This window comes from Streptomyces rhizoryzae (assembly GCF_023155275.1).
Taxonomy (GTDB): Bacteria; Actinomycetota; Actinomycetes; order Streptomycetales; family Streptomycetaceae; genus Streptomyces; species Streptomyces rhizoryzae.
In genome coordinates this window covers 167,011-193,649 of the sequence record NZ_JALMUV010000007.1, presented here as the reverse complement: position 1 = coordinate 193,649, position 26,639 = coordinate 167,011, and the positions used below count along the sequence as shown (strand labels likewise).

Sequence of the window (26,639 nt, the reverse complement as noted above, 5' to 3'; positions counted from 1 at the left end):
GCCGGGGGCGCGCGGGCGCGGTAGCGTCGGGGGCATGGCAGACCCGATGAACGGCCCGGCGCCGGCCGCCCCCGGCACCCCGGCCGCCCCCGCCGCGGACGGGCCGCCCGCCCCGGCCCCCGAGCAGCCGCAGCCGGACGCTGCCGGGCCCGCCCCGGTGGACGGACCCCGGCCGCTGGGGGTGGCGGTGACCCCCACCGGGCAGGCCGCGGTCGACGCCGGCCTGGCGCGGCTGGCCGAAGCCGGCCACCTCCCGGTGAGCGGCCACCTGGCCATGTACGAGGATGTGCACCGCGGGCTGCGCGACGTACTGGCCGCTCTGGACCAGCACCCCGGGCCGCCCGCACCGACCCACGACCCCCAGGAACGGTAGGAGCTGAACCACAGGTGGCAGGAGTGGCACGACGCCGTCTCGACGCGGAGCTGGTGCGCCGCAAGCTGGCCCGCTCCCGGGAGCACGCGAGCCAGCTGATCGCCGCGGGCCGGGTGACCGTCGGCGGGACGACCGCGACCAAACCGGCCACCCAGGTGGAGACCAGCGCCGCCGTGGTCGTCCGGGCCGACGACAACGACCCCGACTACGTCTCCCGCGGCGGCCACAAGCTGGCCGGCGCGCTCGCCGCCTTCGTGCCGCGCGGGCTGCGCGTCACGGGCCGCCGCGCGCTGGACGCCGGCGCCTCCACCGGCGGCTTCACCGACGTCCTGCTGCGGGCCGGCGCCGCCGAGGTCGTCGCCGCCGACGTCGGCTACGGGCAGCTCGCCTGGCAGTTGCAGAGCGACGAGCGGGTCATCGTCAAGGACCGCACCAACGTCCGCGAGCTGACCCTGGAGCAGCTCGACGGGCAGCCCGTCGACCTGGTCGTCGGCGACCTGTCCTTCATCCCGCTCGGCCTGGTGCTGCCCGCGCTGGTGCGCTGCACCGCGCCCGGCGCCGACCTGGTGCTGATGGTCAAACCGCAGTTCGAGGTCGGCAAGGAGCGGCTGGGCAGCGGCGGGGTGGTGCGCAGCGCCGCGCTGCGCGCCGAGGCGGTACGCGGCGTCGCCGCCCGCGCCGCCGAGCTGGGGCTCGGCGTCCTGGGCGTGACCGCGAGCCCGTTGCCCGGCCCGTCGGGCAACGTCGAGTACTTTCTGTGGCTGCGCGCCGGGGCGCCTGCACTCGACCCGGCGGATGTCGACCGTGCAGTGGCGGAGGGGCCCAGTTGACCACTACCCAGGCAGTTGAAGGCAGCGCGGCACACGCGGACGGCCGGTCCGGACGGACGGTCTTCCTGCTCGCGCACACCGGCCGCCCGGCGGCCGTCCGCAGCGCCGAACTCGTCGTCCAGGGACTGCTGCGCAGCGGGATCGGGGTGCGGGTGCTGGCCGAGGAGGCCGCGGACCTGCCGCTCCCGGAATCGGTCGAGCGGGTGGAGTCCGAGCCCTGCGCCGCCGAGGGCTGCGAACTGCTGGTCGTCCTCGGCGGCGACGGCACGCTGCTGCGCGGCGCGGACTTCGCCCGGACGTCCGGGGTGCCGATGCTGGGCGTCAACCTCGGCCGGGTCGGCTTCCTCGCCGAGGCCGAGCGGGACGACCTCGACAAGGTCGTCGACCGGGTCGTCACCCGCTCCTACGAGGTCGAGGAGCGGATGACCCTGGACGTCCTGGTCCGCAACAACGGCCATGTCGTGCACACCGACTGGGCCCTGAACGAGGCGTCGGTGGAGAAGGCCGCCCGCGAGCGGATGCTGGAGGTGGTCACCGAGGTCGACGGCCGGCCGGTGTCCCGCTTCGGCGGCGACGGCGTCGTCTGCGCCACCCCCACCGGCTCCACCGCATACGCCTTCTCGGCCGGCGGACCGGTGGTGTGGCCGGAGGTCGAGGCGCTGCTGATGGTCCCGATCAGCGCCCACGCGCTGTTCGCCAAGCCGCTGGTCACCTCGCCGCGCTCGGTGCTGGCCGTCGAGGTCCAGCCCAAGACCCCGCACGGGGTGCTCTGGTGCGACGGGCGGCGCAGCGTCGAACTCCCCGCCGGGGCCCGGGTGGAGGTCCGCCGCGGCGCCGTCCCGGTCCGGCTGGCCCGGCTCCACCACGCCTCGTTCACCGACCGCCTGGTCGCCAAGTTCGCCCTCCCGGTCGCCGGGTGGCGGGGGGCGCCCCACTAGCCAGGGGCCGCACCGGGGGCGCCGGACCCGCCTCCCGGGTCAGGCGTCGGGCACCGGCAGCCGCCGGGCGCGGGCCAGGGCGCTGTCGCGCCGGGCGGCCAGGTCGGCGTCGGTGAAGACGGGGGTGCGGACGTCCGGCGGGATGCCCGGGCCGTCGAAGGTGCGGCCGCCGGCGGTCAGGAACTCCTCGTTGGGCAGCCCGAAGCTCCAGCCGTTCGGCAGCGCCCGCCCCAGGACGTCGGAGAAGACGCCCTGGGTGTTCTCCCCGATCCGGACGGGCGCGGGCGAGCGGCCCATCAGCGCCTGGGTGAAGGTCTCGCCCGCGCTGACCGTCAGCCGGCCGGTGAGGACCGTGACCGGGCCGGTGTGGACGGGGCCCCGGTACGGGCGCACGGTGACCGGCTCGGGCCGGGTGAACGCCCCCGGGTCCCCGGGATCGTTGCGGGCCCGCTTGCGGTACGCGAGGTAGGGCCGGCCGGTGAGCCGGGCGGCGATCCGCAGCCCGAGGGCGTCCGAGCCGCCGCCGTTGAGCCGCAGGTCCACGATCAGCCCGCGCAGCGCCCTCGGCCCCTGGGTGCGCGCCGTGGTGAACACCGCGTCCAGCGCGCGGTCCAGCTCGGCGGTGTCGCCCGCGAAGCCGCCGTGCTCGGTGTACCCGGAGAACTGGGTGACCCGGAAGTACCCGATCCGGCCGGGCAGATCGGCGTACGCGAGCCTGCCCCGCGCCCACTGCCGCAGGACGGTGTGCGGGCCGAGGCCCGCGGCGAGCGCCGCGTCGACCCGGGCGGTGAAGGCGGGGGTGGGCAGCACGGTGCCGGGGCGCTTGCCGGCGAACCAGCGGTCCGGGCCGGCGACGACCCGGGTGTGCGCGTCGTGCAGCGGCTCGATCATCGCGCGCAGCACCGCGAAGAGTTCCGCATCCGTGGTCCGGGCGGTGATCCGGGGCCGGTAGCGGGCCCGGACGGCGTTCCAGTCGATCCCCTTCGCCCGGAAGAAGGGGTAGTTCTCCGCGTACGTCTGCCAGAAGACGTCGAAGACCGCCCGCGGGTCCCGAGGGGGCGGGGTGCCGCAGCGCCGGGGGAGCGGGCCGGTGCGGAGCAGGGTGTGGTGGCCGGCGTTGTCGGCGAACGCGGTCGTGGCGCGGCCCGGTCCCGCCGGGGCCACCGTCAGCGGCGCCGAGTCCGGCACGGTGAAGCGCAGCGTGCCGTCCGGGCCCGGGGCGCCGTCCCGGACGCCGGTGACCGCGCCCGGCAGGCAGCTGACCGCGGTCGTCTCGTACGTCCGCAGGGTGCGGCCGCGGATCACGACGAGGGTGCCGTAGCCGTCGGAGCGCCAGACGCCGTCCAGGGAGGGCACCGCGGCCCGCGCCGCCGCCGCGGCCGCCAGGGCCGGGGGCGGGGCGCCGCAGGCGGTCAGCGCGGTCGCCGCGGCCAGGGCGGCGGCGGCCAGGGCCGGGCGGCGGCGGGGTCGGCGGGCTGCCGGGTCACTCATGGGAGTACCTCATGGGGTCGTGGGGGCGTCCGGCGCGGGGGCCGGTGCGGAGGGCGGGGCGCGCGCCGCCAGCCTGGCGGCCCGGCCCGGTCCGGCACCATGCGGCGGCCACCCGCTTCCGGGGTGGGGTTTTCCGCAGGTCGGGGGCGTGCGGCCGGTGCGGAACGGGGCCGGCGGGGGCCGGACCGGGCGGTTCCGGGGCCCGCGGCGGGGTGCCGGTGTGGGGGAGGCCGTCGCGGGGCGGCCCCGGGACCTCGTAAGGTCGTATCCGTGTTGGAGGAGATGCGGATCCGGTCCCTGGGCGTCATCGACGACGCCGTCGTCGAGCTGTCCCCGGGCTTCACGGCGGTGACCGGCGAGACCGGCGCCGGCAAGACCATGGTCGTCACCAGCCTGGGCCTGCTGCTCGGCGGGCGCGCGGACCCCGCCCTGGTGCGGATCGGTGCCAGATCGGCGGTGGTCGAGGGCAGGATCGCCCTGCCGGCCCGCTCGCCGGCGGCCGTCCGGGCCGAGGAGGCCGGCGCGGAGCTGGACGACGGCGCGCTGCTGATCAGCCGCACGGTCTCCGCCGAGGGCCGCTCCCGGGCCCACGTCGGCGGCCGGTCGGTCCCGGTCGGGCTGCTCGGCGAACTGGCCGACGACCTCGTCGCGGTGCACGGCCAGACCGACCAGCAGGGCCTGCTGCGGCCGGCCCGCCAGCGCCAGGCCCTGGACCGCTACGCCGGGGACGCGGTCGCCGTCCCGCTCGCCAAGTACGCCGCCGCGCACCGCCGGCTGCGCACCGTCGCCACCGAACTGGACGAGCTGACCACCCGGGCCCGGGAACGCGCCCAGGAAGCCGATCTGCTCCGCTTCGGCCTGGACGAGATCGCCGCCACCGAGCCGCTGCCCGGCGAGGACGCCGAACTCACCGCCGAGGCCGAACGGCTCGGCCACGCCGAGGCGCTGGCCTCCGCCGCCACCGCCGCGCACGCCGCGCTGGCCGGCAACCCCGAGGACCCCGAGGGCATCGACGCCACCACCCTGGTCGCCGGCGCGCACCGCGCCCTGGAGGCGGTCCGCGGCCACGACCGCGAACTGGCCGCGCTGGCCGACCGGCTGGGCGAGCTGGGCATCCTGATGTCCGACGTCGCCACCGAACTGGCCGGCTACGCCGACGGCCTGGACGCCGACCCGCTGCGGCTGGCCGCCGTCGAGGAGCGCCGCGCCGCCCTGACCCACCTCACCCGCAAGTACGGCGAGGACATCGCGGCGGTGCTGGAGTGGTCCGAGCAGAGCGCGGCCCGGCTCGCCGAACTCGACGGCGACGACGACCGGATCACCGAGCTGACCGCCGAGCGCGACGCGCTCCGCGCCGAACTGGGCGAACTGGCCCAGCAGCTGACCGACGCCCGGACCGCCTCCGCGGAGCGCTTCGCGGCCGCGGTCACCACCGAGCTGGGCGAACTGGCCATGCCGCACGCCCGGGTGAGCGTCGCCATCCGCCAGACCGAGCTGGGCGAGGACGCCGCGGACGGCGACGGCATCGAGGTGAACGGCCGCACCGTGGCCTACGGCCCGGCCGGCGCCGACGAGGTCGAGATCCTGCTGGCCCCGCACCCGGGCGCCCCGCCCCGCCCGATCGCCAAGGGCGCCTCCGGCGGTGAGCTGTCCCGGGTGATGCTCGCCGTGGAGGTGGTCTTCGCCGGCTCCGACCCGGTGCCCACGTACCTCTTCGACGAGGTGGACGCGGGCGTCGGCGGCAAGGCGGCGGTCGAGGTCGGCCGCCGGCTGGCCCGGCTCGCCAAGTCCGCGCAGGTGGTGGTGGTCACCCACCTCCCGCAGGTCGCCGCGTTCGCCGACCGGCAGCTGCTGGTGGAGAAGACCCACGACGGTTCGGTCACCCGCAGCGGTGTCACGGTCCTGGAGGGCGAGGACCGGATCCGCGAGCTGTCCCGGATGCTGGCCGGCCAGGAGGACTCCGAAACGGCCCGGGCGCACGCCGAGGAGCTGCTGGAGACCGCCCGCACCGGCGACTGACGGGGGCTGACGGCAGCTGGCGGGATCCGACGGGGCCGGCCGCGGGGGCGGCCGGCCTCCGGAGCGGTATCCGGAGGGACCCGATCCGGACAGTGAAGGACGGGTTCCGGTCAGCGGTGGGGCGGACCGGAGGCGCTGGTCCACCCCGTTCGAGTGGTGTCGCGCTTCCGCATCGCGTCGCCCATGTGGGTGAATCCGGGGAACCGGGGGTGAGACTTCCCACCGGAACGGCCTGCGCACGGTGCCGAATTGACGTCGCCCAACTGGCATCCTGGGCGCGGTGCGCAGTGCCGGGGCGCGCCCGCCCCGTCCTGCCCGCAGGCCGGGCGCGCGGCCGGGCCCCGGCGCATCGCCGCACCTCGCCGCAGCAAACCGCCCCGCCGGTACGGTCCGTACCGCCGCCGACCCAGGAGCCCCGCCTCGTGACCAGCCCCCTGACGCCGCCGCACGGGACGTCGTCGCTGCGCACGGTCCAGGTGCTCGGCCACGGCGGGGGCGGCAGTGCGGCGCACGTCCGTTCCCTGGCCGAAGGGCTGGTCGCCCGGGGCGTCCGGGTGACGGTCTGCGCCCCGCCGGAGACCGAGCGCGCGTACGGCTTCGCCGCGGCCGGCGCCCGGTTCGTCCCGGTCTCGCCGCGGCTGGACCCGGCCGGTACGGCCGTGCTCCGGGCCGCCTGCTGGGACGCCGACCTGGTGCACGCGCACGGTCTGCGGGCCGGTCTGCGCGCGTCGACCGCGCTGCGCGGCCTGCACGGCCCCCGCGGCGGCCGGCTCCCGCTCGTCCTGACCTGGCACACCAAGGCGCACACCGAGGGGCCCCGGGCCGGGGTGGCGCACCTGCGGGAGCGCCGGGTGGCCCGGGCCGCGGCGGTCGTGCTGGGCGTCTGCTCCGACCTCGTCGACCGGGCCCGGGAGCGGGGCGCCCGGGACGCCCGCCTGGCCCCGGTCGCCATCCCGCGGCCGCGCGCCGCCGGCCCCGCCGACCCGGACCGCGGCCGGGAGAAGGAGCGCGCCGAACTGGGCGCGGTGGGCCGCCCGTTGCTCCTCGCGGTCGGCCGGCTGGAGCCGTCCCAGGGCCACGACCTGCTGCTGGACGCCGCCCACGCGTGGTGCGGACGGGACCCCCAGCCGCTGCTCGCGATCGCCGGTGAGGGCGACCGGCGGGCCGCGCTCCAGCGGCGGATCGACGGCGAACGGCTGCCCGTCCAGCTGCTGGGCCGCCGGGACGACATCCCCGAACTCCTCGCCGCCGCCGACCTGGTGGTGCTGCCCAGCCGCTGGGAGGCGCGCTCCCTGATCGCCCAGGAGGCGCTGCGGGCCGGCGTCCCCCTGGTGGCCACCGACACCGGCGGCACCCGCGAACTGGTCGGCCGGGCCGCCGCGCTGGTCCGCTACGGCGACGCCACCGCCCTGGCCCGTACGGTGCTGGACCTGCTCGCCGACCCGGTACGCCGCGACGCGCTCGCCGAGGCCGGCCGGATCCAGGCCGCCGGCTGGCCCAGCGAGAACGACACCGTCGCCCAGGTGCTCAGCGTCTACGACGAGCTGACCCAGGCGCCGCGGCCCGGCCGCCCGCACTGACCCGGGCGGCCCGCCGCCTACCGGTCGGTGTGCCGCCGCGCCCGCAGCGCCAGCCGCAGCCCCAGCACCGTCTGCGGATCGTCCAGGTCGGTGCCCAGCAGCTGGGCGATCCGGGCCAGCCGGTCGTAGAGCGTCTGCCGGTTGACGTTCAGGTCGCGGGCGGTCTCGGCCTTGCGGCCGGCGCTGGCCAGATACGCCTCCAGGGTCGGCAGCAGCGGCTGGCGGGCGGCGCGGTCGTGGGCCAGCAGCGGGCCGATGGCGCGCTCGACGAAGTCGGTGAGCACGCCCTGCTCGCCGTGCTCCCGCATCCGCCACAGCAGCAGCTCGATGTCCAGCCGCCGGGCGTCGTACCAGGGCGCCTCCGGCAGCCCCTGCGCGGCGGCCGCCGCCTCCGCCGCGTGCCGCAGCCCGGGCCCGGCCGCCGCCCAGTCGCCCGCCGCGCCGACCACCACGACCGGGCGGGGCGCGGCCGGCCGGTCCAGGCCGGCCCGTACGACGCCGGCCCGCAGCGCCTCGGCGACCCGGTCGGCCAGCGCCGCCCGGTCCTGCCCCCCGCGCAGCGCCACCAGCAGCGGCACCCGCCCCTCCACCGGCCGCACCCCGAGCAGCACCGGCACCCCGGGGGCGGCCAGTTCCTCGCGCAGCGCCTGGGCGAGCAGGCCCCAGCTGCCCGGCGAGGGCAGCGCGGCGGGCAGCCGCATCACCACCGGCAGCACCGGGTCGGCACCGGGCCGGAAGCCGAGCAGCCGGGCCTGCGCCGGGGCCTCGGCCGCCGAGACCCGGCCCTCCGCGAGCTCCGCGAGGAAGTCCCCGCGGCCCCGCGCGGCCAGCACCTCCTCCTGGCGGGACTGGAGCATGACCACGGCCAGCAGGTCCGCGGCCCGCTCCGCGGCGATCCGGTGCACCGGCGCCGGCGGCCCGTTCACCGGGAGCAGCACCAGCCGGGCGCGCACCGCGTCCGGCCCCGGCCCGCCGCCGGGCACCTCGATCCGTACGCCGCGCTCCCGCAGCCCCTCCCACGCCAGCAGCGGATCGGCGTCCCCCGCGCCGTCCTCGCCCCCCGGCCCGGCCGCGTAGAGCGGGCTGCCGTCCGGGGCCTCCAGGCACAGCGGGTTGCCGGTGAAGACCGCCAGCAGCCGCAGCACCTCGGGGGCGCCGCCGCCCCGCAGCAGTACGTCGGTGCAGCGCCGCAGCAGCTGGTCGGCGCGGCGCAGCACGGTGTAGTGGCTGTTGACGATCTCGGTGTGGATCTCCTCGGTGACGGTGACGTAGGGCACCTCGCGGTGCAGCTGCACGAGCGGCAGCCCGCAGTCCCGCGCCGCGTCGATCAGCGCCGCCGGCAGCGCGTCGAACCGCGAGCCCAGCTCCACCACCAGCGCGGCGATGTCCCGGTCGGCGAGCTTGCGGATGAAGGCCCGCTGCTCGGACGGGCGGGTGCCGACCCCCAGCCCGGTGGTCAGCAGCAGCTCACCGCCCTTGAGCAGCGAGGCGATGTGCGGGACCTCTCCGGCGTGCACCCAGCGCACCGGGCGGCCCAGCCGGTCCTCGCCGGCCAGCACCTCCGGCAGACCGCGCCGCAGCGCCGGCAGCTCCAGCGCCCTGCGTACCGTGATCTCGGCTTCGATCGTCCCGTGCGGCCCCATGGCCGAACGCTACCGCGCGCCGAGCTATCCGGAGGAACGCGGTCCGGATCGCCCGGATCCGGCCCGCACGGCCCGCCCGTCCCGCCCGCGAACTCCCCTCCGACCAGGGCTCTTCGGCGATTGCCGGACCCGGCCGCCAGGGCGCCCGCCCCGACCCCGTTCCGCTCCGGTCAGCCCCCGTACGCCCCGCTGGCGGTCAGCCGCAGGGCCGTGTCGATCAGCGGCACGTGGCTGAACGCCTGGGGGAAGTTCCCCACCTGGCGCTTGAGGCGGGGGTCCCACTCCTCGGCCAGCAGCCCCAGGTCGTTGCGGAGCGAGAGGAGCTTCTCGAAGAGCTTGCGGGCCTCCTCCACCCGGCCGATCATCGCCAGGTCGTCGGCCAGCCAGAACGAGCAGGCCAGGAACGCCCCCTCGTCGCCTTCGAGGCCGTCCACGCCGAGCCCCTCGCCGGCCGTCGGGTAGCGCAGCACGAACCCGTCCTCGGTGGACAGCTCCCGCTGGATCGCCTCGATGGTGCCGATCACCCGCTTGTCGTCCGGCGGCAGGAAGCCGACCTGCGGGATCAGCAGCAGGGAGGCGTCCAGCTCCTGCGACCCGTAGGACTGGGTGAAGGTGTTCCGCTCCTTGTCGTAGCCCTTCTCGCAGACGTCCCGGTGGATGGTCTCCCGCAGGTCCTTCCACCGCTCCAGCGGCCCGTCCACGTCCCCGGACTCGATCAGCTTGACCGTGCGGTCCACCGCGACCCAGGTCATCACCTTGGAGTGCACGAAGTGCCGGCGCGGCCCGCGCACCTCCCAGATGCCCTCGTCCGGCTCGTCCCAGTGCTTCTCCACCCACTCGATCAGCTTGATCTGGAGCAGCGAGGCGTAGTCGTTGCGGGCCAGGCCGGTCATGTGGGCCAGGTGCAGCGCCTCGGTGACCTCGCCGTAGACGTCCAGCTGGAGCTGGCCGGCGGCGCCGTTGCCGACCCGCACCGGGCGGGAGTCCTCATAGCCCGGCAGCCAGTTCAGCTCGTTCTCGCCCAGCTCCCGCTCACCGGCGATGCCGTACATGATCTGGAGGTTCTCCGGATCGCCGGCCACCGCCCGCAGCAGCCACTCGCGCCAGGCCCGCGCCTCCTCGCGGTAGCCGGTGCGCAGCAGCGACGACAGGGTGATCGCCGCGTCCCGCAGCCAGGTGAAGCGGTAGTCCCAGTTGCGGATCCCGCCGATGCACTCCGGCAGCGACGTGGTCGGCGCCGCGACGATCCCGCCGGTCGGCGCGTACGTCAGCGCCTTGAGCGTGATCAGCGAGCGCACCACCGCGTCGCGGTAGGGCCCGTGGTACGTGCAGTGCTCGACCCACTCCCGCCAGAACTCCTCGGTCGCCTCCAGCGACGCCTCCGGCTCCGCCAGGGCCGGCGGGGGGTGGTGCGAGGGCTGCCAGCTGATCGTGAACGCGATCCGCTCACCCGGCGAGACGGTGAAGTCCGACAGCGTCGTCAGGTCCTTGCCGTAGGTCTCCACGGAGGTGTCCAGCCACACCGAGTCCGGCCCGGCCACCGCGACCGTACGGCCGTCCACCTTGTGCACCCACGGCACCACCCAGCCGTACGCGAACCGCATCCGCAGCTCCGAGCGCATCGGCACCCGGCCGCTGACGCCCTCCACGATCCGGATGACCTGCGGCGCGCCGTCCCGCGGCGGCATGAAGTCGATCACCCGGACGGTGCCGCGCGGGGTGTCCCACTCCGACTCCAGGACGAGCGAGTCGCCGCGGTAGCGCCGCCGGTCCGCGGCCCGCGGCCCCTCCCCGGCCGGGCCGATCCGCCAGTAACCGTGCTCCTCGGTGCCCAGGAGTCCGGCGAAGACCGCCGGTGAGTCGAAGCGCGGGAGGCACAGCCAGTCGACCGTGCCGTCCCGGCACACCAGGGCGGCGGTCTGCATATCACCGATCAGTGCGTAGTCCTCGATGCGCCCGGCCACGTGCGTCTCCCGTCGAACTGGAGTCACGCCCCCCATGGGACGTTGTGTGCTGTCCGTCCTGCCCATGAAACGTCGCCGAGCGGCGGGACCAAAATCGGGCTGGGGGCACCGCCCCCGGCTACCGCTGGGCGGGGGTGGTGCCTTCCCGGACGGCTCGTCGCGAGTGTCCGAGCAGGATACGACGCAGGGGGGTGCCGCGCGCGATGCTCACGTCGAGTGGGGATGGTCCGAACGGGTGGCCTGGGCGCGCGGACCGCTCCGGTGCGTGGCCGGACGCGACCATGCCCGGTCGCTGATAGCCTGGTACCCCGTGGACCGGTGGGACCCAGCAGAAATGCGGCACCCCCGAACCGCAGCGGCCGCACCCCCTGAATCTCCAGGACCGCCGGCGCGCACCTCTCCACCTCGCGACCACGGGAGCTCCCTCTTGGCCATGCCGCCCACTGCTTCTCGAAAGAACGCAGCCTCGACGACCAAGCACCTCTTCGTCACCGGGGGCGTCGCCTCCTCGCTCGGCAAGGGGCTCACCGCCTCCAGCCTGGGTGCGCTCCTGAAGGCGCGCGGCCTGCGGGTCACGATGCAGAAGCTCGACCCGTACCTGAACGTCGACCCCGGGACGATGAACCCGTTCCAGCACGGTGAGGTCTTCGTCACCAACGACGGCGCCGAGACCGACCTGGACATCGGCCACTACGAGCGCTTCCTCGACGTCGACCTCGACGGCTCGGCGAACGTCACCACCGGCCAGGTCTACAACACCGTGATCGCCAAGGAGCGGCGCGGCGAGTACCTCGGCGACACCGTCCAGGTCATCCCGCACATCACCAACGAGATCAAGCACCGCATCCGCCGGCTGGCCACCGACGACGTCGACGTGGTGATCACCGAGGTCGGCGGCACGGTCGGCGACATCGAGTCGCTGCCGTTCCTGGAGACCGTCCGCCAGGTCCGCCACGAGGTCGGCCGGGACAACGTCTTCGTCGTGCACATCTCGCTGCTCCCGTACATCGGCCCGTCGGGCGAGCTGAAGACCAAGCCCACCCAGCACTCGGTCGCCGCGCTGCGCAACATCGGCATCCAGCCCGACGCGATCGTGCTGCGCGCCGACCGCGAGGTGCCCACCGCCATCAAGCGGAAGATCTCGCTGATGTGCGACGTGGACGAGGCCGCGGTCATCGCCTGCCCGGACGCCCCGTCGATCTACGACATCCCCAAGGTCGTGCACGCCGAGGGCCTGGACGCCTACGTCGTCCGCAAGCTGGACCTGCCGTTCCGGGACGTGGACTGGACGCAGTGGGCGGACCTGCTCGACCGGGTCCACAACCCCGCGCACGAGGTCAAGGTCGCACTGGTCGGCAAGTACATCGACCTGCCCGACGCCTACCTCTCGGTCACCGAGGCGCTGCGCGCCGGCGGTTTCGCCAACAAGGCCCGCGTCAAGATCAAGTGGGTCACCTCGGACGACTGCCGGACCCCGGCCGGTGCCGCGGCCCAGCTCGCCGACTGCGACGCGGTCTGCATCCCCGGCGGCTTCGGCGACCGCGGTGTGGACGGCAAGGTCGGCGCGATCACCTACGCCCGCGAGAACAAGCTCCCGCTGCTCGGCCTCTGCCTGGGCCTCCAGTGCGTGGTCATCGAGGCGGCCCGCAACCTCGCCGGCATCGAGGGCGCCAACTCCACCGAGTTCGACCCGGCGGCGGCCGACCCGGTGATCTCCACCATGGCCGAGCAGATGGACATCGTCGCCGGCGAGGGCGACATGGGCGGCACCATGCGGCTGGGCATGTACCCCGCCAAGCTCGCCGAGGGCTCCATCGTCCGCGAGGTCTACGCCGGCGAGCCCTACGTCGAGGAGCGCCACCGCCACCGCTACGAGGTCAACAACGCCTACCGCGGTGAGCTGGAGAAGAAGGCCGGCCTGGTCTTCTCCGGCACCTCCCCGGACAACAAGCTCGTCGAGTACGTCGAGTACCCGCGCGAGGTCCACCCCTACCTCGTCGCCACCCAGGCGCACCCGGAGCTGCGGTCCCGTCCGACCCGCCCGCACCCGCTCTTCGCGGGCCTGGTGAAGGCGGCCGTGGAGCGGCAGCAGGGGGCCGGGAAGTAAGCGGCGGCCCGGCGGTTACCGTTGCCGGGGTGGGGTCTCGTTCCGCGAGGCCGCACCCCGGTTCCGCGTTTTTGCCGCGACACACAGGAGGACGCGCATGGCGATCAAGGACACCCCGGAGGAGTGGACGGTCACCGGCACCGGTATGCCGTTCAAGGGAGCCAAGACCGGCGTCCGCACCGACCACGTCGTGATGCCGGACGGGTCCACCGCCACCCGCGACTACCAGGTCCACCCCGGCTCGGTGGCGGTGCTCGCCCTGGACGACGCCGACCGGGTGCTGGTGCTGCGCCAGTACCGCCACCCCGTCCGGCACAAGCTGTGGGAGATCCCGGCCGGGCTGCTGGACGTCCCCGGCGAGAACCCGCTGCACGCCGCCCGCCGCGAGCTGTACGAGGAGGCGCACGTCCAGGCCGGTGACTGGCGGGTGCTGACCGATCTCTACACCTCCCCCGGCGGCAGCGATGAGGCGGTGCGGATCTTCCTCGCCCGCGACCTGTCCGAGGCCGACGGCGAGCGGTTCGAGGTCTCCGAGGAGGAGGCCGACATGGAGCTGGCCCGGGTCCCGCTGGACGAGCTGGTGCGCGGCGTGCTCGCCGGCGAGCTGCACAACAGCTGCCTGATCACCGGCGTGCTCGCGGTCACCGCGGCGCGCACCGGCCAGGGCCTGGACGCGCTCCGCCCGGCCGGCGCCCCCTGGCCGGCCCGCCCCTTCACCGCCTGACCCCGGCCGCCCGGCCCGCGCCCCGGCCGGGGCCCACCGCGTCCCGGTCGGATGATCCGCCGATCCGATCGAGTGACCCAACCGCCCTGCTCGGCACGGGACGTGACGGGTCGTGAACTACGCTCGGCAGGGTTCCCGGACGCGCCCGCGACGGGAACGCGAACGCGCAGGCGGACGGGAGCGTGACCGGTGGCGGACCAGGTGGTGGGCGGGGGGCACCTCGCGCCGGAGGCGGCGCGCGGACCCGGGGCGACGGCACGGGACCGGCGGTCCGCACTGCCCCGCCAGGACGGTGCCGCCGCCCGCTCGGGTCTCCCCGGATTCGCCGGCCGCCGCCACGAGCTCAAGGCGCTCCGGGCCGACATCGGCCGCGCCGGGCTGGACACCCTCACCGGCCGCCGGGGCGCCCGCAGCCGCGTCCTGCTGATCGCCGGCCGCCCCGGCTCCGGCCGGACCACGCTCGCCGAGGCGCTGCTGCGGGAGACCGCCGGCGACTACCCCGACGGCGTGCTGCGCGCGGTCCTGACCGGCCGCGACGGCGCCCCGGCCGGCCTGGCCCGGACCGCCCGCGACCTGCTCACCGCGCTCGGCACCACCGCCCCGCCCGGCGCCGGCGAGGACGAGCTGGCCGAGGCGGTGCGCCGGGCCCTGGCCGGCACCCGGACGGTGCTCCTGCTGGACGACGCGCCGGGCGCCGAGGACGTCGAACCGCTCATCCCGGACGCCCCGGACTGCCTGGTCGTGGTCGTCTCCCAGGGCCCGCTGACCGGCATCCCGGACGTCCGGCCCTGCGCCCTGGGCGGACTGGACACCGCGGCCGCCGTCGAGGTGCTGTGCCACTACGCCGGGCCGACCCGGATCACCGTCGACCCGCGCACCGCCGAGGCCGTCGCCGAGGAGTGCGGCGGCCACCCCGCCGCACTGATACTGGCGGGCGCCTGGCTCGCCGCCCGCCCCAAGCTCTCCGTCTCCGACCTGCGCCAGGCACTGCTCGCCGTCCCCGTGCCGTCCGACCTCCCGGCCGCCGACCGGCCCCTGCACCGCGCCTTCCGCCTCACCTACGGGGCGCTCCCGCAGACCGCCGCCCGGATACTGCGGCTGGCCACGCTCGCCCCGGACGGCCTGGTCGACGCGCACACCGCCGCCGCGCTGGGCGGCTGCACGGTGCCCGCGGCCGCCGCGGTGCTGCACGACTTCGCTGCGCTGGGCCTGCTGCGCCCGGTGCCCGGGGAGCCCGCACCGGACCCGGACGGCGGCCCCGGCCCGCAGTACCGCCTCCCCGGCTGCCTGGTCCCGCTCTCCCGCGCCCTGCTCCACGAGGACGAGCGGCCGGCCGACGTGCAGCTCGCCCGCGCCCGGATGCTGGAGCGGACGGTGCGGCTGGTGCAGTCCTGCCGGGCCGCCGCCGAACCGGACGGGTCGCCCGCCCGCCGGCGGGCCGCCGAACTGCCGCGCCCGCTGCGCTTCCCCACCCGCGCCGCCGCCGCGCACTGGCTGCGCACCCGCCGCGGTGCCCTGCTGGACGCCGCGGCGATGGCCGTCGCGGACGGCCAACTCGACACCCTGGACCGGCGGTTGATCGCCGCGCTCACCCGCGCCCTGCTCGCCCACCACGGTCCCGAGGCCGCCGCGCCCGACCTCTACACCCTGCACGAACTGGTCCTCCAGGTCGCCGGGCGGCGCACGCTGCCGCGCGAGCGGGCCGCCGCGCTGCTCAACCTCGGCGACCTGGACGCCCGGGCCGGCCGGACCGAGCAGGCGCTCACCCGCTACCGCGGCGCCCTGGAGGCCGCCCGCTCGGTACAGGACCCGGTGGCCACCGGCCGGGCGCTGGAGTCGCTCGGCGACACCTACGGCGAGCTGGGCGACTGGATCCGGTCCGCCGACTGGTACGGGCGGGCGCTGGAACTGCGGCTGGCCCGGGGCGAGCGGTCCGACGCGGCCCGGCTGCACGCCCGGATCGGCGCCGCGCACGGCCGCGCCGGCCGCTACGAGCAGGCCCTCAAGGACTGCCGGGCGGCCGTCCGCACGTACCGCAGGCTCGGTGATCACGCAGGTCAGGCGCGTGCGGAGGCGGCGGCGGCCGGGGTCCACGAGCTCGCCGGGGCGCTGGACGAGGCGCTCGCCGGCCGCCTGGCGGCCCTGGAAAGCGCCCGTGCGGCGAAGGACACGTCCCTCGAAGCGGGCCTCCAGCTGCGGATTGCGGAGATCCTCGACCGGCTCGGCGACCCGGCAGCGGCACGGCTCCACCGGGCGGCGGCGGAGAGGATCCCACAGAAGACCTCCGAGTGACCTGCGAAATCGGTAGTGGCCTTCCAGAAAATTAGACCTTTGCAAGGCTAGACAACGTGAGGTCCTTCAATAGACTGGTCGAGCCGCGTTCGGCGCGGTCAGTTCCGTCATGCAGCGCATGAGGGATAATTCCTATCGCAAGCTCTCATTCAAGGACCGTGATCGACGTGAAGGTCGGCATCCCCCGCGAGGTCAAGAACAACGAGTTCCGCGTGGCCATCACGCCCGCTGGTGTCCACGAACTCGTCCGCCACGGCCACCAGGTCGTCATCGAGAAGGACGCCGGTCTCGGCTCGTCCATCACGAACGAGGAGTACGTCGCCGCCGGCGCCACCATCCTCGGCACCGCCGACGAGGTGTGGGCCACCGCCGACCTGCTGCTGAAGGTCAAGGAGCCCATCGCGGAGGAGTACCACCGCCTCCGCAAGGACCAGACGCTCTTCACCTACCTGCACCTGGCCGCGTCCAAGGAGTGCACGGACGCGCTGCTGGAGTCCGGCACCACCGCCATCGCCTACGAGACCGTCGAGACCGCCAACCGCGCGCTGCCGCTGCTGGCCCCGATGTCCGAGGTCGCGGGCCGGATCGCCCCGCAGGTCGGCGCCTACCACCTGATGCGCCAGGCCGGCGGCCGCGGCGTGCTGCCCGGCGGCGTCCCCGGCGTCCAGGCCGGCAAGGCCGTCGTCATCGGCGGCGGCGTCTCCGGCTGGAACGCGGTGCAGATCGCCGTGGGCCTCGGCTTCCACGTCACCCTGCTCGACAAGGACATCAACAAGCTCCGTGAGGCCGACAAGATCTTCGGCACCAAGGTGCAGACGATCGTCTCCAACGCCTACGAGCTGGAGAAGGCCGTCGTCGAGGCCGACCTCGTCGTCGGCGCGGTCCTGATCCCGGGCGCCAAGGCCCCGAAGCTGGTCACCAACGAGCTCGTCGCCAAGATGAAGCCCGGGAGTGTCCTTGTCGACATCGCGATCGACCAGGGCGGCTGCTTCGAGGACTCCAAGCCGACCACCCACGCCGAGCCGACCTTCCAGGTCCACAACTCGGTCTTCTACTGCGTCGCCAACATGCCCGGCGCGGTGCCCAACACCTCCACCTACGCCCTCACCAACGCCACGCTGCCCTACATCGTGGAGCTGGCGAACCGCGGCTGGGTCGAGGCGCTGCGCCGTGACCCGGCGCTGGCCAAGGGCCTGAACACCCACGACGGCAAGGTCGTCTACCCCGAGGTCGCCCAGGCCCACGGCCTGGAGTACGTGGAGCTGCGCACCCTCCTCGGCTAAGGGCGTCAACCGCGCGCGTCAAACACCGCACAACCGGCCGGGCCCTGGCGACAGGGCCCGGCCGGTCGCATGTGCGACACGCCCCGGAGGTGGTGCGGGGAGGCCGGCTCCCAACTCGCCGCGAACGTAGCCCTTTAACCGATTCGCCTGCCCCCGAAACATCCGTCTTGGGCGCTGTGCACTCTTGACATCGGGGGGTTCCGTTACCGACACATCGGGCCGGGTCCGGCGGATTGTGTTGCTGCGGACGCCCGACACGCCATAGAGTCGCCAACCGTCGGCATGGTGCCACGCTGACCTATCGATAAGTTTCCTGGTCACATCCAAGGAGGTAAGACGACTTGTGAATGAGTCGACATTTACTCCCGGAGGTGGTCGGCCAGGAGCGGTTGCACGGGGCCAGGGTCCCTCGGGGCGCGAGGCTGTCGGCTCCGTAGCGGTCCACACCTTCGCAGCCCACCAGAGCACTTCCACGACAGCCCACCAGAGCATGGACGGCCAACACGTGAACGCCATGGCCGGCGACCGGGGCAGTGGAGAACCCGCCCGTCTCGCCGACTACGACGACCTGCCCGAGGGGCACTTCTACGACCCGGACGCCGAGTACGAGCCGGATCCGGAATACGCGGCCACGCTCGCGCCGGACGCGGCGCGCCAGCGCCGCGAGCGGGTCGGCCCGACCGGGCGCCCGCTCCCGTACTTCCCCATCCCGGGACCGCTGTCGGAGCACGGCCCGGCGAAGATCATCGCGATGTGCAACCAGAAGGGCGGGGTCGGCAAGACCACCTCGACCATCAACCTGGGTGCCGCGCTCGCCGAGTACGGCCGCCGGGTCCTGCTCGTCGACTTCGACCCGCAGGGCGCCCTCTCGGTCGGCCTCGGCGTCAACCCGATGGAACTGGACCTGACGGTCTACAACCTGCTCATGGAGCGGGGCATGTCCGCCGACGAGGTCCTGCTGAAGACCGCGGTCCCCAACATGGACCTGCTGCCCAGCAATATCGACTTGTCGGCGGCCGAGGTCCAGCTGGTCAGCGAGGTCGCCCGCGAGTCGACCCTCCAGCGGGCCCTCAAGCCCCTGCTGCCCGACTACGACTACATCGTCATCGACTGCCAGCCCTCGCTCGGCCTGCTGACCGTCAACGCCCTGACGGCCGCTCACAAGGTCATCGTGCCGCTGGAGTGCGAGTTCTTCGCGCTGCGCGGGGTCGCGCTGCTCACCGAGACGATCGAGAAGGTCCAGGAGCGGCTCAACCCCGACCTCCAGCTGGACGGCATCCTGGCGACCATGTACGACTCCCGGACGGTGCACAGCCGCGAGGTCCTGGCGCGCGTCGTCGAAGCCTTCGACGACCACGTCTACCACACCGTCATCGGCCGTACGGTCCGCTTCCCGGAGACCACCGTCGCCGGTGAGCCGATCACCACCTACGCCTCCAACTCCGTGGGGGCCGCCGCCTATCGCCAGCTCGCCAGGGAGGTGCTCGCCCGGTGTCACGCCGAGTGAGTCTGCCCGGAGCCGACGAACTGTTCCGCACCACCGGGGGAGTGGGCCTCCAGCCGTCCACTCCCCGCCGTACGAACGGCAGCGTCGCCGCCGGCGGCGAGGACGCGCGGGTCCCGGCGCCGGCCGGCGAACCGGACCCCGCGGCGGAGACGCCCGCCGCCGGGGCCCGCGGCCGGGCCGGGAACGGCGCGGAGCCCGAGGCCCCGGCGGCCGGCGACGCCCCCGCCGCGGCGCCGGACGGGCACGGCGGCCGGGAGGCGGAGCCGGAGGCCGCCAAGGGGCACCGGGCACCGGCCGGGCGGGCGCCCCGCGCCGAGCGGGAGGCCGGGACGGCCGCGGCGTCCGCCGGGGCACCGGCCCGCCGCCGGACCCGGGGTGCCAACCGCCGCCCCAGCGGCCGGGAACGGCACGACGAGAAGATCACCGTCTATGTCTCCGCCGAGGAGCTCATGGACCTCGAACACGCCCGCCTGGTGCTGCGCGGCGAGCACGGCCTGGCGGTCGACCGCGGCCGGATCGTCCGCGAGGCGGTGGCCGTGGTCCTCGCCGACCTGGAGTCCCGCGGCGAGGCCAGCATCCTGGTCCGCCGGCTCCGCGGCCGCTGACCCCCGAGGGCGCCCGACACGCCCCGGGGCCCGGCCGGCGGCGCGCGGCGGGATAGCCTGCCCCTTCCGGCGGGGCCTCCCGTCCGTGACCAGCCCGCCGCCCCGGCGCGGGACCGCAGCACCCTGGACCGCCATGCCGACGACCGCCGCCGCCGACGACACCCCCGCCGACGACACCACCCCGCGCCGTACCCGCCGCGCCCTCGGGCGGGGGCCGGAAGCCGCCCCCCAGGGGGCGCCCGGAACGGCCGGGGCGCCCGAGGAGGGCGCCGGGGAGCACTCCGGGGACGGGACCACCGGGGACGCGGCGGACGGGCCGGAGGCGGCCGCCGGGGCGCCCGGGGAGGGCGGTGCCGGCGACGGGCGGTTCACGCTCCGGCTGGACAACTTCGAGGGCCCCTTCGACCTGCTGCTCCAGCTGATCTCCCGGCACAAGCTGGACGTCACCGAGGTCGCGCTCTCCCGGGTCACCGACGAGTTCATGGCCCACATCCGGGCCATGGGGCCGGACTGGGACCTGGACCAGACCACCGAGTTCCTCGTCGTCGCGGCCACCCTGCTCGACCTCAAGGCGGCCCGGCTGCTGCCCGCCGCCGAGGTGGAGGACGAGGCCGACCTCGCCCTCCTGGAGGCCCGCGACCTGCTGTTCGCCCGGCTGCTCCAGTACCGCGCGTACAAGCGGATCGCGGACATCTTCAGCGGCCGGCTGGCCCAGGAGGCGCGCTGCCACCCCCGCACCGTCGGGCTGGAGCCGCACCACGCGGAGCTGCTGCCCGAGGTCGTGCTCGGCATCGGCCCCGAGGGGCTGGCCGGGCTGGCGGTGAAGGCCATGCAGCCCAAGCCCGAGCCGCAGGTCTACGTGGACCACGTCCACGCGCCGCTGGTGAGCGTCCAGGAACAGGCCGAGGTGGTGATGGCCCGGCTGCGCGCGGCCGGCGCGGCCGACTTCCGGGAGCTGGCCGCCGACGCCCCGGACACCCTCACCGTCGTGGCGCGCTTCCTGGCCCTCCTGGAGCTCTACCGGGAGCGGGTGGTGGCCCTGGACCAGCCGGAGGCCCTGGGGGCGCTGACGGTGCGCTGGACGGGCGCGGAGGGGGACGTCCCGCGGGTCACCGACGAGTTCGACCGGCCGGCCGGCGGGGGCGAGGAGCAGGACGCGGGCCCGGAGGGCCGTACGGAGACCGAGGAGCGGGAGGAGCCGGCGTGAACGGCGCGGGACAGGGCAGCACCGAGCAGGGGACGGGAGAGGGACCGCCGGCCGGCGCGTCCGCGGTGGCGGAGCTGCCGCTGAAGCCCGCGCTGGAGGCCGTCCTCATGGTCGTCGACGAACCGGCCACCGAGGAGCACCTGGCCCGGGTGCTCCGGCGGCCGCGCCGGGCGGTGGCGCTGGCGCTGCGCGAGCTGTCCGACGAGTACACCCGCGAGGGCCGCGGCTTCGACCTGCGGCCGGTCGCCGGCGGCTGGCGGTTCTTCTCCCGCGCGGCCTACGCGGACGCGGTCGAGGGCTTCGTCCTGGACGGCCAGCAGGCCCGGCTCACCCAGGCCGCCTTGGAGACTCTGGCCGTGGTCGCGTACCGTCAGCCGGTCAGCCGTTCCCGCGTCTCGGCCGTGCGCGGGGTCAACTGCGACGGTGTGATGCGCACGCTCCTCCAGCGCGGCCTGGTGGAGGAGGCGGGGACGGAACCTGAAACAGGTGCGATCCTGTACAGGACGACGAATTACTTTCTGGAGCGGATGGGCCTGCGCGGCCTGGACGAGCTCCCTGAGCTGGCACCCTTCCTCCCGGAGGCGGACGCGGTCGAGGGCGACTCCCCGGAAGGTATCCCGTCGTTCGACGTAGACGACAGCGGCGACTCTCAGACGGATCATTGATGCGAAGCAGCGGCAGGAACAGCAGCGGCGGCGGTAGGGGCAACTACCGCGGCGCGGGCAACAAGCGGGACGAGAAGCAGCAGCGGGCGGGCCGCCCCCGTCCTGAGGAGCGCCGCTACGACGTGGGCGGTTCCGCCGGCGGCGACGAGCGCCGGGGCTCGACCGGCGCCCGGGGCGCGGCGGCCCGCGGCGGCGCCAAGGGCGGCCCGCGCACCGGTGCCGGTGCCAAGGGCGGTCCCCGCACCGGCGCCGGCGGCAAGGGCGGCCGCCCCGGTGGCGGCGGCCGGGGCCAGGCGCCCGCCCGGCCCCGCGAGTACGACGCCGGGATCGAGGAGCGCAACCGCGCCCGGCACGACAAGCCGCGGATCAAGACGCCCAAGACCTTCGGCGAGCAGGAGGGCGAGCGGCTCCAGAAGGTGCTGGCCAGGGCCGGTATGGGCTCCCGGCGCGCCTGCGAGGAGCTGATCGACCAGGGGCGGGTCGAGGTCAACGGCCGGATCGTCATGGAGCAGGGCGTCCGGGTCGACCCGGAGAAGGACGAGATCAAGGTCGACGGCCTGACGGTCGCCACCCAGTCGTACCTCTTCTTCGCGCTGAACAAGCCCGCCGGCGTGGTCTCCACGATGGAGGACCCGGACGGGCGGCAGTGCCTGGGCGACTACGTGACCAACCGGGAGACCCGGCTGTTCCACGTCGGGCGGCTGGACACCGAGACCGAGGGCATCATCCTGCTCACCAACCACGGCGAGCTGGCCCACCGGCTGACCCACCCGCGCTACGGCGTCACCAAGACCTACCTCGCGGCCATCCAGGGCCCGCTCCCGCGCGACCTGGGCAAGCGGCTCAAGGACGGCATCCCGCTGGAGGACGGCTACGCCCGCGCCGACCACTTCCGGGTCGTGGAGAACACCGGCAAGAACTACCTCGTCGAGGTCAGCCTGCACGAGGGCCGCAAGCACATCGTGCGCCGGATGCTGGCCGAGGCCGGCTTCCCCGTGGACAAGCTGGTCCGCACGCACTTCGGCCCGATCGCGCTGGGCGACCAGAAGTCCGGCTGGCTGCGCCGGATGACCAACACCGAGGTCGGGATGCTGATGCGGGAGGTCGATCTCTGACCGGCGGCCCCCCGGCCCGGCGGCGCTTGCGGAGGCCGCCCACCACCCCTTAATGTCACCATGACGATTAAGGGGTGGTTCTTTCATGGGGGCAGCGATGGGGGCAGCGGTGGGGGAAGCGGCGGGGGCGGCCACGGGTCCGGCGACCGGCTCGCTCCTGGGGTTGGCGCTCGGTGACGCGCTCGGATACCCGACGGAGTTCAGCGACCTGCCGGCGATCCTCGCCACGGGTCCGTGGCGGGAGCTGGCGCTGCCCGAGCCCGCCCTGGTGACCGACGACACCCAGATGACGCTCGCCCTGGGGCACGCCCTGCGCACCGCCCTCGCCGGCGGCGAGCTGACCGCCGCGACGCTCGAACCGCCGCTCCGGCAGGCGTACGTGGCCTGGTGGCGCTCGCCCGACAACAACCGCGCCCCGGGCGGCACCTGCCTGCGCGCCTGCCACCTCCTCAGCGAGGAGCACCGGCCCTGGGCCGACGCCAGCCAGCTGGGGTCCAAGGGCTGCGGCGCCGACATGCGGGTCGCGCCCCTGGGGCTCGTCCCCGGGCTCACCCCGGGGCAGCGGGCCGGTGCGGCGCAGTTCCAGGCCGCGCTGACCCACGGGCACCCCACCGCGCTGGCCGCGAGCGACCTGACCGCCTACGCCGTGCGCGCCCTGGCCGACGGAGAGCCCCCCGCCGGGCTGCCCGGCCTGCTCCGGGCGTACGCCCGCACCCAGCGCGCCACCTATCACGAGGACTGGCTCGGCGACCTGTGGCGGCGCTCCCCGGCCCCGTCGCCGGCGGCCTTCATCGCCCGCGGCTGGGACGAGTGCCTCGCCGTCCTGGACCGGCTGGAGACGGCGCTCGCCGCCCCCGACCGGGAGGCCGACCCGTGCCTGGCCACCGGCGCCGGCTGGATCGCCGAGGAGGCGCTGGCCACCGGGCTGCTCTGCTTCCTGCTCTTCCCCGACGAGCCGGTCACCGCGCTCCGCCGGGCCGCCTGCACCTCGGGCGACTCCGACTCGATCGCCTGCCTGGCCGGCGCCTTCGCCGGCGCCCGCCTCGGGGCCGGCGCCTGGCCGGACGCGTGGGCGGACCGGATCGAGTACCGCGCGGACCTGCTGGCCCTCGGGGCGGCCTGGGATGCCTGAGACCCCCGCGGCCGCGGACCGGGCGGCGGTCCTGGCGGCGGCCGGGCTGCCGCCCCTCGACCTCGGCGCCCTCGTGGCCGGCGGGCCCGACCCGCTGCTCTTCGCCACCGTCTCCGGCGCCCACCTCTACGGCTTCCCCTCCCGCGACTCCGACGTGGACCTGCGCGGCGCCCACCTGCTGCCGGCGGCCGCCCTCGTCGGGCTGCACGAGCCGGCGGAGACCCGGACCCTGATGGGCGAGCAGGACGGCGTCGAGACCGACCTGGTCACGCACGACCTGCGGAAGTTCGCCCGGCTCCTGCTGCGCCGCAACGGCTACGTCCTGGAGCAGCTGCTCTCCCCGCTGGTCGTCCACACCACCCCCGTCCACCAGGAGCTGATCGCGCTCGCCCCGGGGTTCCTCACCTCGCACCACGCGCACCACTACCGCGGGTTCGCCGGCACCCAGTGGCGGCTCTTCGAGCGGACCGGCGGGCTCAAACCGCTGCTCTACACCCTGCGGGTGCTGCTGACCGGCATCCACCTCATGGCCACCGGCCGCCTGGAGGCCCACCTGCCCACCCTGGCCGCCGAGCCCGGCGCGCCCGCCTACCTCCCCGAGCTGATCGCGGCCAAGGAGGCGGCCGAACACGGCCCGGCCCACGGCCTGGTGGCCCCCGAGCGGCTGCTCGCCGACGTCGTCGCCCTGCACGCCCGGCTGGACGCCGCCCAGGCAGCCACCGCCCTCCCGGACGCCCCGGCCGGCCGGGACGCGCTGCACGACCTCGTCGTACGGGCCCGGCTGGGCGGCGCCGCCGGCTGAGCCGTCACGCGCCCAGGGCCGAGGCGCGGCGCGTCCGGTGCAGGAAGTCCGCGACCCGCGCCCGGTCCGGACCGGCGGGCAGCGGCGAGCCGGGGAGCGCCGCCTCGGCCTCCTCGGCCAGCACCGCCAGCCGGCGCTCCACCGCCTCCCAGGCCACCTCGCCGCGCCGCACCGCCAGCAGCTCCGCGCGGGCCGCGCCCACGTCCAGCGTCAGCCTGCCCGTACGGAGCAGGTCGCGGGCGCAGGTCAGCATCCGCAGCAGGTGCATCACCTGCTTCCAGCGGGGCGCCCCGCGCCGGCCGGCGTCGGCCCGCAGCTGCTTGTGCCGCCCGGCCGCGTACCGGACGTAGACGCCGTGCACCTCCCGGGAGAGGAACGCGCCGCGCAGCGCGAGCAGCTCCCGGCCGGTGGCGTCGGCGTGCTCGACGAGCGGGGAGTGCAGGCATTCCAGGGCGGTGGGGTTGGCGCGCAGCGCCAGCTCGCAGAACCGTTCCAGCTCCCAGGAGAACTCCTCCGGGCGCGGCCCCTCCACCTGTGCCGGCGGCTTCTCGAACCGCCAGAAGAGGGCGGTGGGCGCGAGGTAGACCCCGCGCCGGTCGGTGTCGCTGGCCCCGGTGGCCAGCCCGAAGGCGCGCGAGCCCATCACACACGCGTAGACGGTGTGCCCGGTGACGAGGTCGTGGCCGGGGACCGGCGCCGGTTCGGTGGCCGGCGCGGGGCCGGCGGATGCGGTCGGCATGGCCGCGATTGTCGCCGGGCCCGCGCGCCGCCGGCCACCGGATTCCCGGTGCGGGGACCGGTTGTCGGTGGCGCTGGTTACGCTGATCAGTGCGTACGCGGACGTGTACGCGTACGCACGACGCAGGGGAGTCAGCAACGTGGCGGTACGGGCCGTGCGCGGGGCCGTCCAGCTGGAGCGGGACGACGCGGAGCACATGCGGGAGCAGGTCGGCGGACTGCTCACCGCGCTGTTGGAGCGCAACGGCCTGGTGCCGGACGACCTGATCAGCGTGTGGTTCACCGCCACCCCCGATCTGCGCAGCGACTTCCCGGCCGCCGCCGCCCGCGCCCTGGGCATCACCGACGTGCCGCTGATCTGCGCCCAGGAGCTGGACGTGGCCGGCGCCATGCCCCGGGTGGTGCGGGTGCTGGCCCACGTCGAGACCGAGCGGCCCCGCTCCGGGATCGCCCATGTGTACCTCGGCGCGGCCGCGGCCCTCCGGAAGGACATCGCCCAGTGAGAACCGCACTCGTCATCGGAACGGGCCTGATCGGCACCTCGGCCGCGCTGGCGCTCAGCGCCCGCGGTGTCCAGGTCTTCCTGGAGGACCACGACCACGCCCAGGCGCTGACCGCCGCCGCGCTCGGCGCCGGCACCGCCGAGCCGCCCGAGGGCCCGGTCGACCTGGTCGTCGTCGCGGTCCCCCCGGCGCACGTCGCGGCGGCGCTGGCCGGTGCCATCCGGCGCGGCGCCGCGCGGGCGTACATCGACGTCGCCAGCGTCAAGGGCGGCCCGCGCCGCCAGCTGGAGGAGCTCGGCTGCGACCTCTCCGCCTACCTCGGCACCCACCCGATGGCCGGCAAGGAGCGCTCCGGGCCGCTGGCCGCGACCGCCGAGCTCTTCGAGGGCCGTCCCTGGGTGCTCACCCCGGCCCCCGACGGGGACACCGAGGTGCTCAACCTCGCCCTGGAGCTGGTCGCGCTGTGCCGGGCCGTCCCGGTGGTGATGGACGCCGACGCCCACGACCGTGCCGTCGCCCTGGTCTCGCACACCCCGCAGCTGGTCTCCAGCCTGGTCGCGGCCCGCCTCAAGGGCGCCGACGAGACCGCGGTCCGCCTCTGCGGCCAGGGCATACGGGACGTGACGCGGATCGCGGCCTCGGACCCCGCGATGTGGATCGACATCCTCTCCGCCAACCCCGGACCGGTCGCCGACGTCCTGGCCGAGGTCGCCGCCGACCTCGACGCCACGGTCCGCTCGCTGCGCGCCCTGGAGTCCGCCGACGGGGCCGAGCGCGGCACCGGCGCCGACGGCATCGAGGACGTCCTCCGCCGCGGCAACGCCGGCCGCGAGCGGGTCCCCGGCAAGCACGGCGCCGCCCCGGCCGTGTACGACATCGTCGCCGTCTACATCGGCGACCAGCCCGGTGAGCTGGCCCGGATCTTCGCCGACGCGGACCGCGCCGGGGTCAACATCGAGGACGTCCGGATCGAGCACGCCACCGGCCAGCAGGCCGGCTTCATCCAGCTCATGGTCGAGCCGAAGGCGGTGCCGGGGCTGACCGCCGAGCTGCGGGAGCGGGGGTGGTCGATCCGGCAGTGACACCGTGGACGGCCCGCCGCGGGCGAGCCAGTAACCTTG

Annotated in this window: 22 protein-coding genes; 18 read left to right on the top strand and 4 right to left on the bottom strand. The window is 75.4% G+C overall.

Translation table 11 applies throughout. The annotated features are described in order from the left end of the window. Positions 1–34: 34 nt before the first annotated feature. Genes MUU72_RS09055 through MUU72_RS09045 form a run of 3 tightly spaced genes read left to right on the top strand, consistent with a single transcriptional unit; the run spans position 35 to position 2,141 of the window. Positions 35–373 carry a hypothetical protein gene (locus MUU72_RS09055; RefSeq protein WP_248012633.1) on the top strand — a complete coding sequence of 113 codons (339 nt, stop codon included), beginning with the start codon at positions 35–37 and terminating at the stop codon, positions 371–373. Positions 374–387: 14 nt separating this feature from the next. After that, positions 388–1,203 (top strand): TlyA family RNA methyltransferase, encoded by an 816-nt coding sequence (locus tag MUU72_RS09050; protein WP_248012632.1) that lies wholly within the window; start codon positions 388–390, stop codon positions 1,201–1,203. Continuing rightward, entirely contained in the window at positions 1,200–2,141 is a 942-nt protein-coding gene (locus tag MUU72_RS09045; protein ID WP_248012631.1) for an NAD kinase, read from the top strand. The genes MUU72_RS09050 and MUU72_RS09045 overlap by 4 nt, the downstream gene beginning before the upstream one ends. 39 nt (positions 2,142–2,180) lie before the next feature. Here the strand turns inward: MUU72_RS09045 and MUU72_RS09040 are convergent, their stop codons facing one another. Then, positions 2,181–3,632, bottom strand: a complete 1,452-nt coding sequence (locus MUU72_RS09040; protein WP_248012630.1) for a S41 family peptidase — start codon at positions 3,630–3,632, stop codon at positions 2,181–2,183. Positions 3,633–3,914: 282 nt separating this feature from the next. Here MUU72_RS09040 and recN point away from each other — a divergent pair, with 282 nt between their 5' ends. After that, positions 3,915–5,651 carry a DNA repair protein RecN gene (gene recN, locus MUU72_RS09035; RefSeq protein ID WP_248012658.1) on the top strand — a complete coding sequence of 579 codons (1,737 nt, stop codon included), beginning with the start codon at positions 3,915–3,917 and terminating at the stop codon, positions 5,649–5,651. Positions 5,652–6,073: 422 nt separating this feature from the next. Continuing rightward, a complete protein-coding gene (locus tag MUU72_RS09030; RefSeq protein WP_248012629.1) occupies positions 6,074–7,231 on the top strand; it encodes a glycosyltransferase family 4 protein in 1,158 nt (385 codons plus the stop codon). Between the two features lie 17 nt (positions 7,232–7,248). Here MUU72_RS09030 and MUU72_RS09025 read toward each other — a convergent pair whose 3' ends face one another. Together MUU72_RS09025 and MUU72_RS09020 are read right to left on the bottom strand one after the other, a co-directional pair. Beyond that, positions 7,249–8,874: a PucR family transcriptional regulator gene (locus MUU72_RS09025; protein WP_248012628.1), complete on the bottom strand. Its 1,626-nt coding sequence runs from the start codon at positions 8,872–8,874 to the stop codon at positions 7,249–7,251. A gap of 170 nt (positions 8,875–9,044) precedes the next feature. Beyond that, the gene (locus MUU72_RS09020; RefSeq protein ID WP_372503045.1) at positions 9,045–10,874 is read right to left on the bottom strand and encodes a glycoside hydrolase family 15 protein; all 1,830 of its coding nucleotides are present in this window, start codon (positions 10,872–10,874) and stop codon (positions 9,045–9,047) included. A gap of 397 nt (positions 10,875–11,271) precedes the next feature. Here MUU72_RS09020 and pyrG point away from each other — a divergent pair, with 397 nt between their 5' ends. From pyrG to MUU72_RS08965, 11 genes are all read left to right on the top strand, one after another. Continuing rightward, the gene (gene pyrG, locus MUU72_RS09015) at positions 11,272–12,945 is read left to right on the top strand and encodes a CTP synthase (RefSeq protein WP_248012627.1); all 1,674 of its coding nucleotides are present in this window, start codon (positions 11,272–11,274) and stop codon (positions 12,943–12,945) included. 97 nt (positions 12,946–13,042) lie between these two features. After that, on the top strand, positions 13,043–13,669 hold the full coding sequence (locus MUU72_RS09010) for an NUDIX domain-containing protein (protein ID WP_248012626.1): 627 nt from the start codon (positions 13,043–13,045) through the stop codon (positions 13,667–13,669). Positions 13,670–13,858: 189 nt separating this feature from the next. Then, positions 13,859–15,961: a tetratricopeptide repeat protein gene (locus MUU72_RS09005; RefSeq protein ID WP_248012625.1), complete on the top strand. Its 2,103-nt coding sequence runs from the start codon at positions 13,859–13,861 to the stop codon at positions 15,959–15,961. Between the two features lie 167 nt (positions 15,962–16,128). Continuing rightward, a complete protein-coding gene (gene ald / locus MUU72_RS09000) occupies positions 16,129–17,244 on the top strand; it encodes an alanine dehydrogenase (protein WP_248012656.1) in 1,116 nt (371 codons plus the stop codon). Between the two features lie 490 nt (positions 17,245–17,734). Beyond that, positions 17,735–18,751 (top strand): ParA family protein, encoded by a 1,017-nt coding sequence (locus MUU72_RS08995; RefSeq protein WP_205363932.1) that lies wholly within the window; start codon positions 17,735–17,737, stop codon positions 18,749–18,751. Beyond that, positions 18,736–19,356 (top strand): hypothetical protein, encoded by a 621-nt coding sequence (locus tag MUU72_RS08990; RefSeq protein WP_248012623.1) that lies wholly within the window; start codon positions 18,736–18,738, stop codon positions 19,354–19,356. Before MUU72_RS08995 ends, MUU72_RS08990 begins: the two co-directional genes overlap by 16 nt. A 133-nt stretch (positions 19,357–19,489) precedes the next feature. After that, entirely contained in the window at positions 19,490–20,563 is a 1,074-nt protein-coding gene (locus MUU72_RS08985) for a segregation and condensation protein A (protein WP_248012622.1), read from the top strand. Further along, positions 20,560–21,228, top strand: a complete 669-nt coding sequence (scpB, locus tag MUU72_RS08980) for an SMC-Scp complex subunit ScpB (protein ID WP_248012621.1) — start codon at positions 20,560–20,562, stop codon at positions 21,226–21,228. Before MUU72_RS08985 ends, scpB begins: the two co-directional genes overlap by 4 nt. Beyond that, positions 21,228–22,343, top strand: a complete 1,116-nt coding sequence (locus MUU72_RS08975) for a pseudouridine synthase (RefSeq protein WP_248012620.1) — start codon at positions 21,228–21,230, stop codon at positions 22,341–22,343. The genes scpB and MUU72_RS08975 overlap by 1 nt, the downstream gene beginning before the upstream one ends. An 85-nt stretch (positions 22,344–22,428) precedes the next feature. Further along, positions 22,429–23,475: an ADP-ribosylglycohydrolase family protein gene (locus MUU72_RS08970; RefSeq protein ID WP_248012619.1), complete on the top strand. Its 1,047-nt coding sequence runs from the start codon at positions 22,429–22,431 to the stop codon at positions 23,473–23,475. Beyond that, the gene (locus MUU72_RS08965; RefSeq protein WP_248012618.1) at positions 23,468–24,277 is read left to right on the top strand and encodes a nucleotidyltransferase domain-containing protein; all 810 of its coding nucleotides are present in this window, start codon (positions 23,468–23,470) and stop codon (positions 24,275–24,277) included. Before MUU72_RS08970 ends, MUU72_RS08965 begins: the two co-directional genes overlap by 8 nt. 4 nt (positions 24,278–24,281) lie before the next feature. Here MUU72_RS08965 and MUU72_RS08960 read toward each other — a convergent pair whose 3' ends face one another. After that, positions 24,282–25,016: a nucleotidyltransferase domain-containing protein gene (locus MUU72_RS08960; protein WP_248012617.1), complete on the bottom strand. Its 735-nt coding sequence runs from the start codon at positions 25,014–25,016 to the stop codon at positions 24,282–24,284. 139 nt (positions 25,017–25,155) lie between these two features. Here MUU72_RS08960 and aroH point away from each other — a divergent pair, with 139 nt between their 5' ends. Both aroH and MUU72_RS08950 read left to right on the top strand, forming a co-directional pair. After that, positions 25,156–25,518, top strand: a complete 363-nt coding sequence (gene aroH / locus MUU72_RS08955) for a chorismate mutase (protein ID WP_248012655.1) — start codon at positions 25,156–25,158, stop codon at positions 25,516–25,518. Then, positions 25,515–26,600 (top strand): prephenate dehydrogenase, encoded by a 1,086-nt coding sequence (locus MUU72_RS08950; protein ID WP_248012616.1) that lies wholly within the window; start codon positions 25,515–25,517, stop codon positions 26,598–26,600. The genes aroH and MUU72_RS08950 overlap by 4 nt, the downstream gene beginning before the upstream one ends. Positions 26,601–26,639 lie beyond the last annotated feature (39 nt).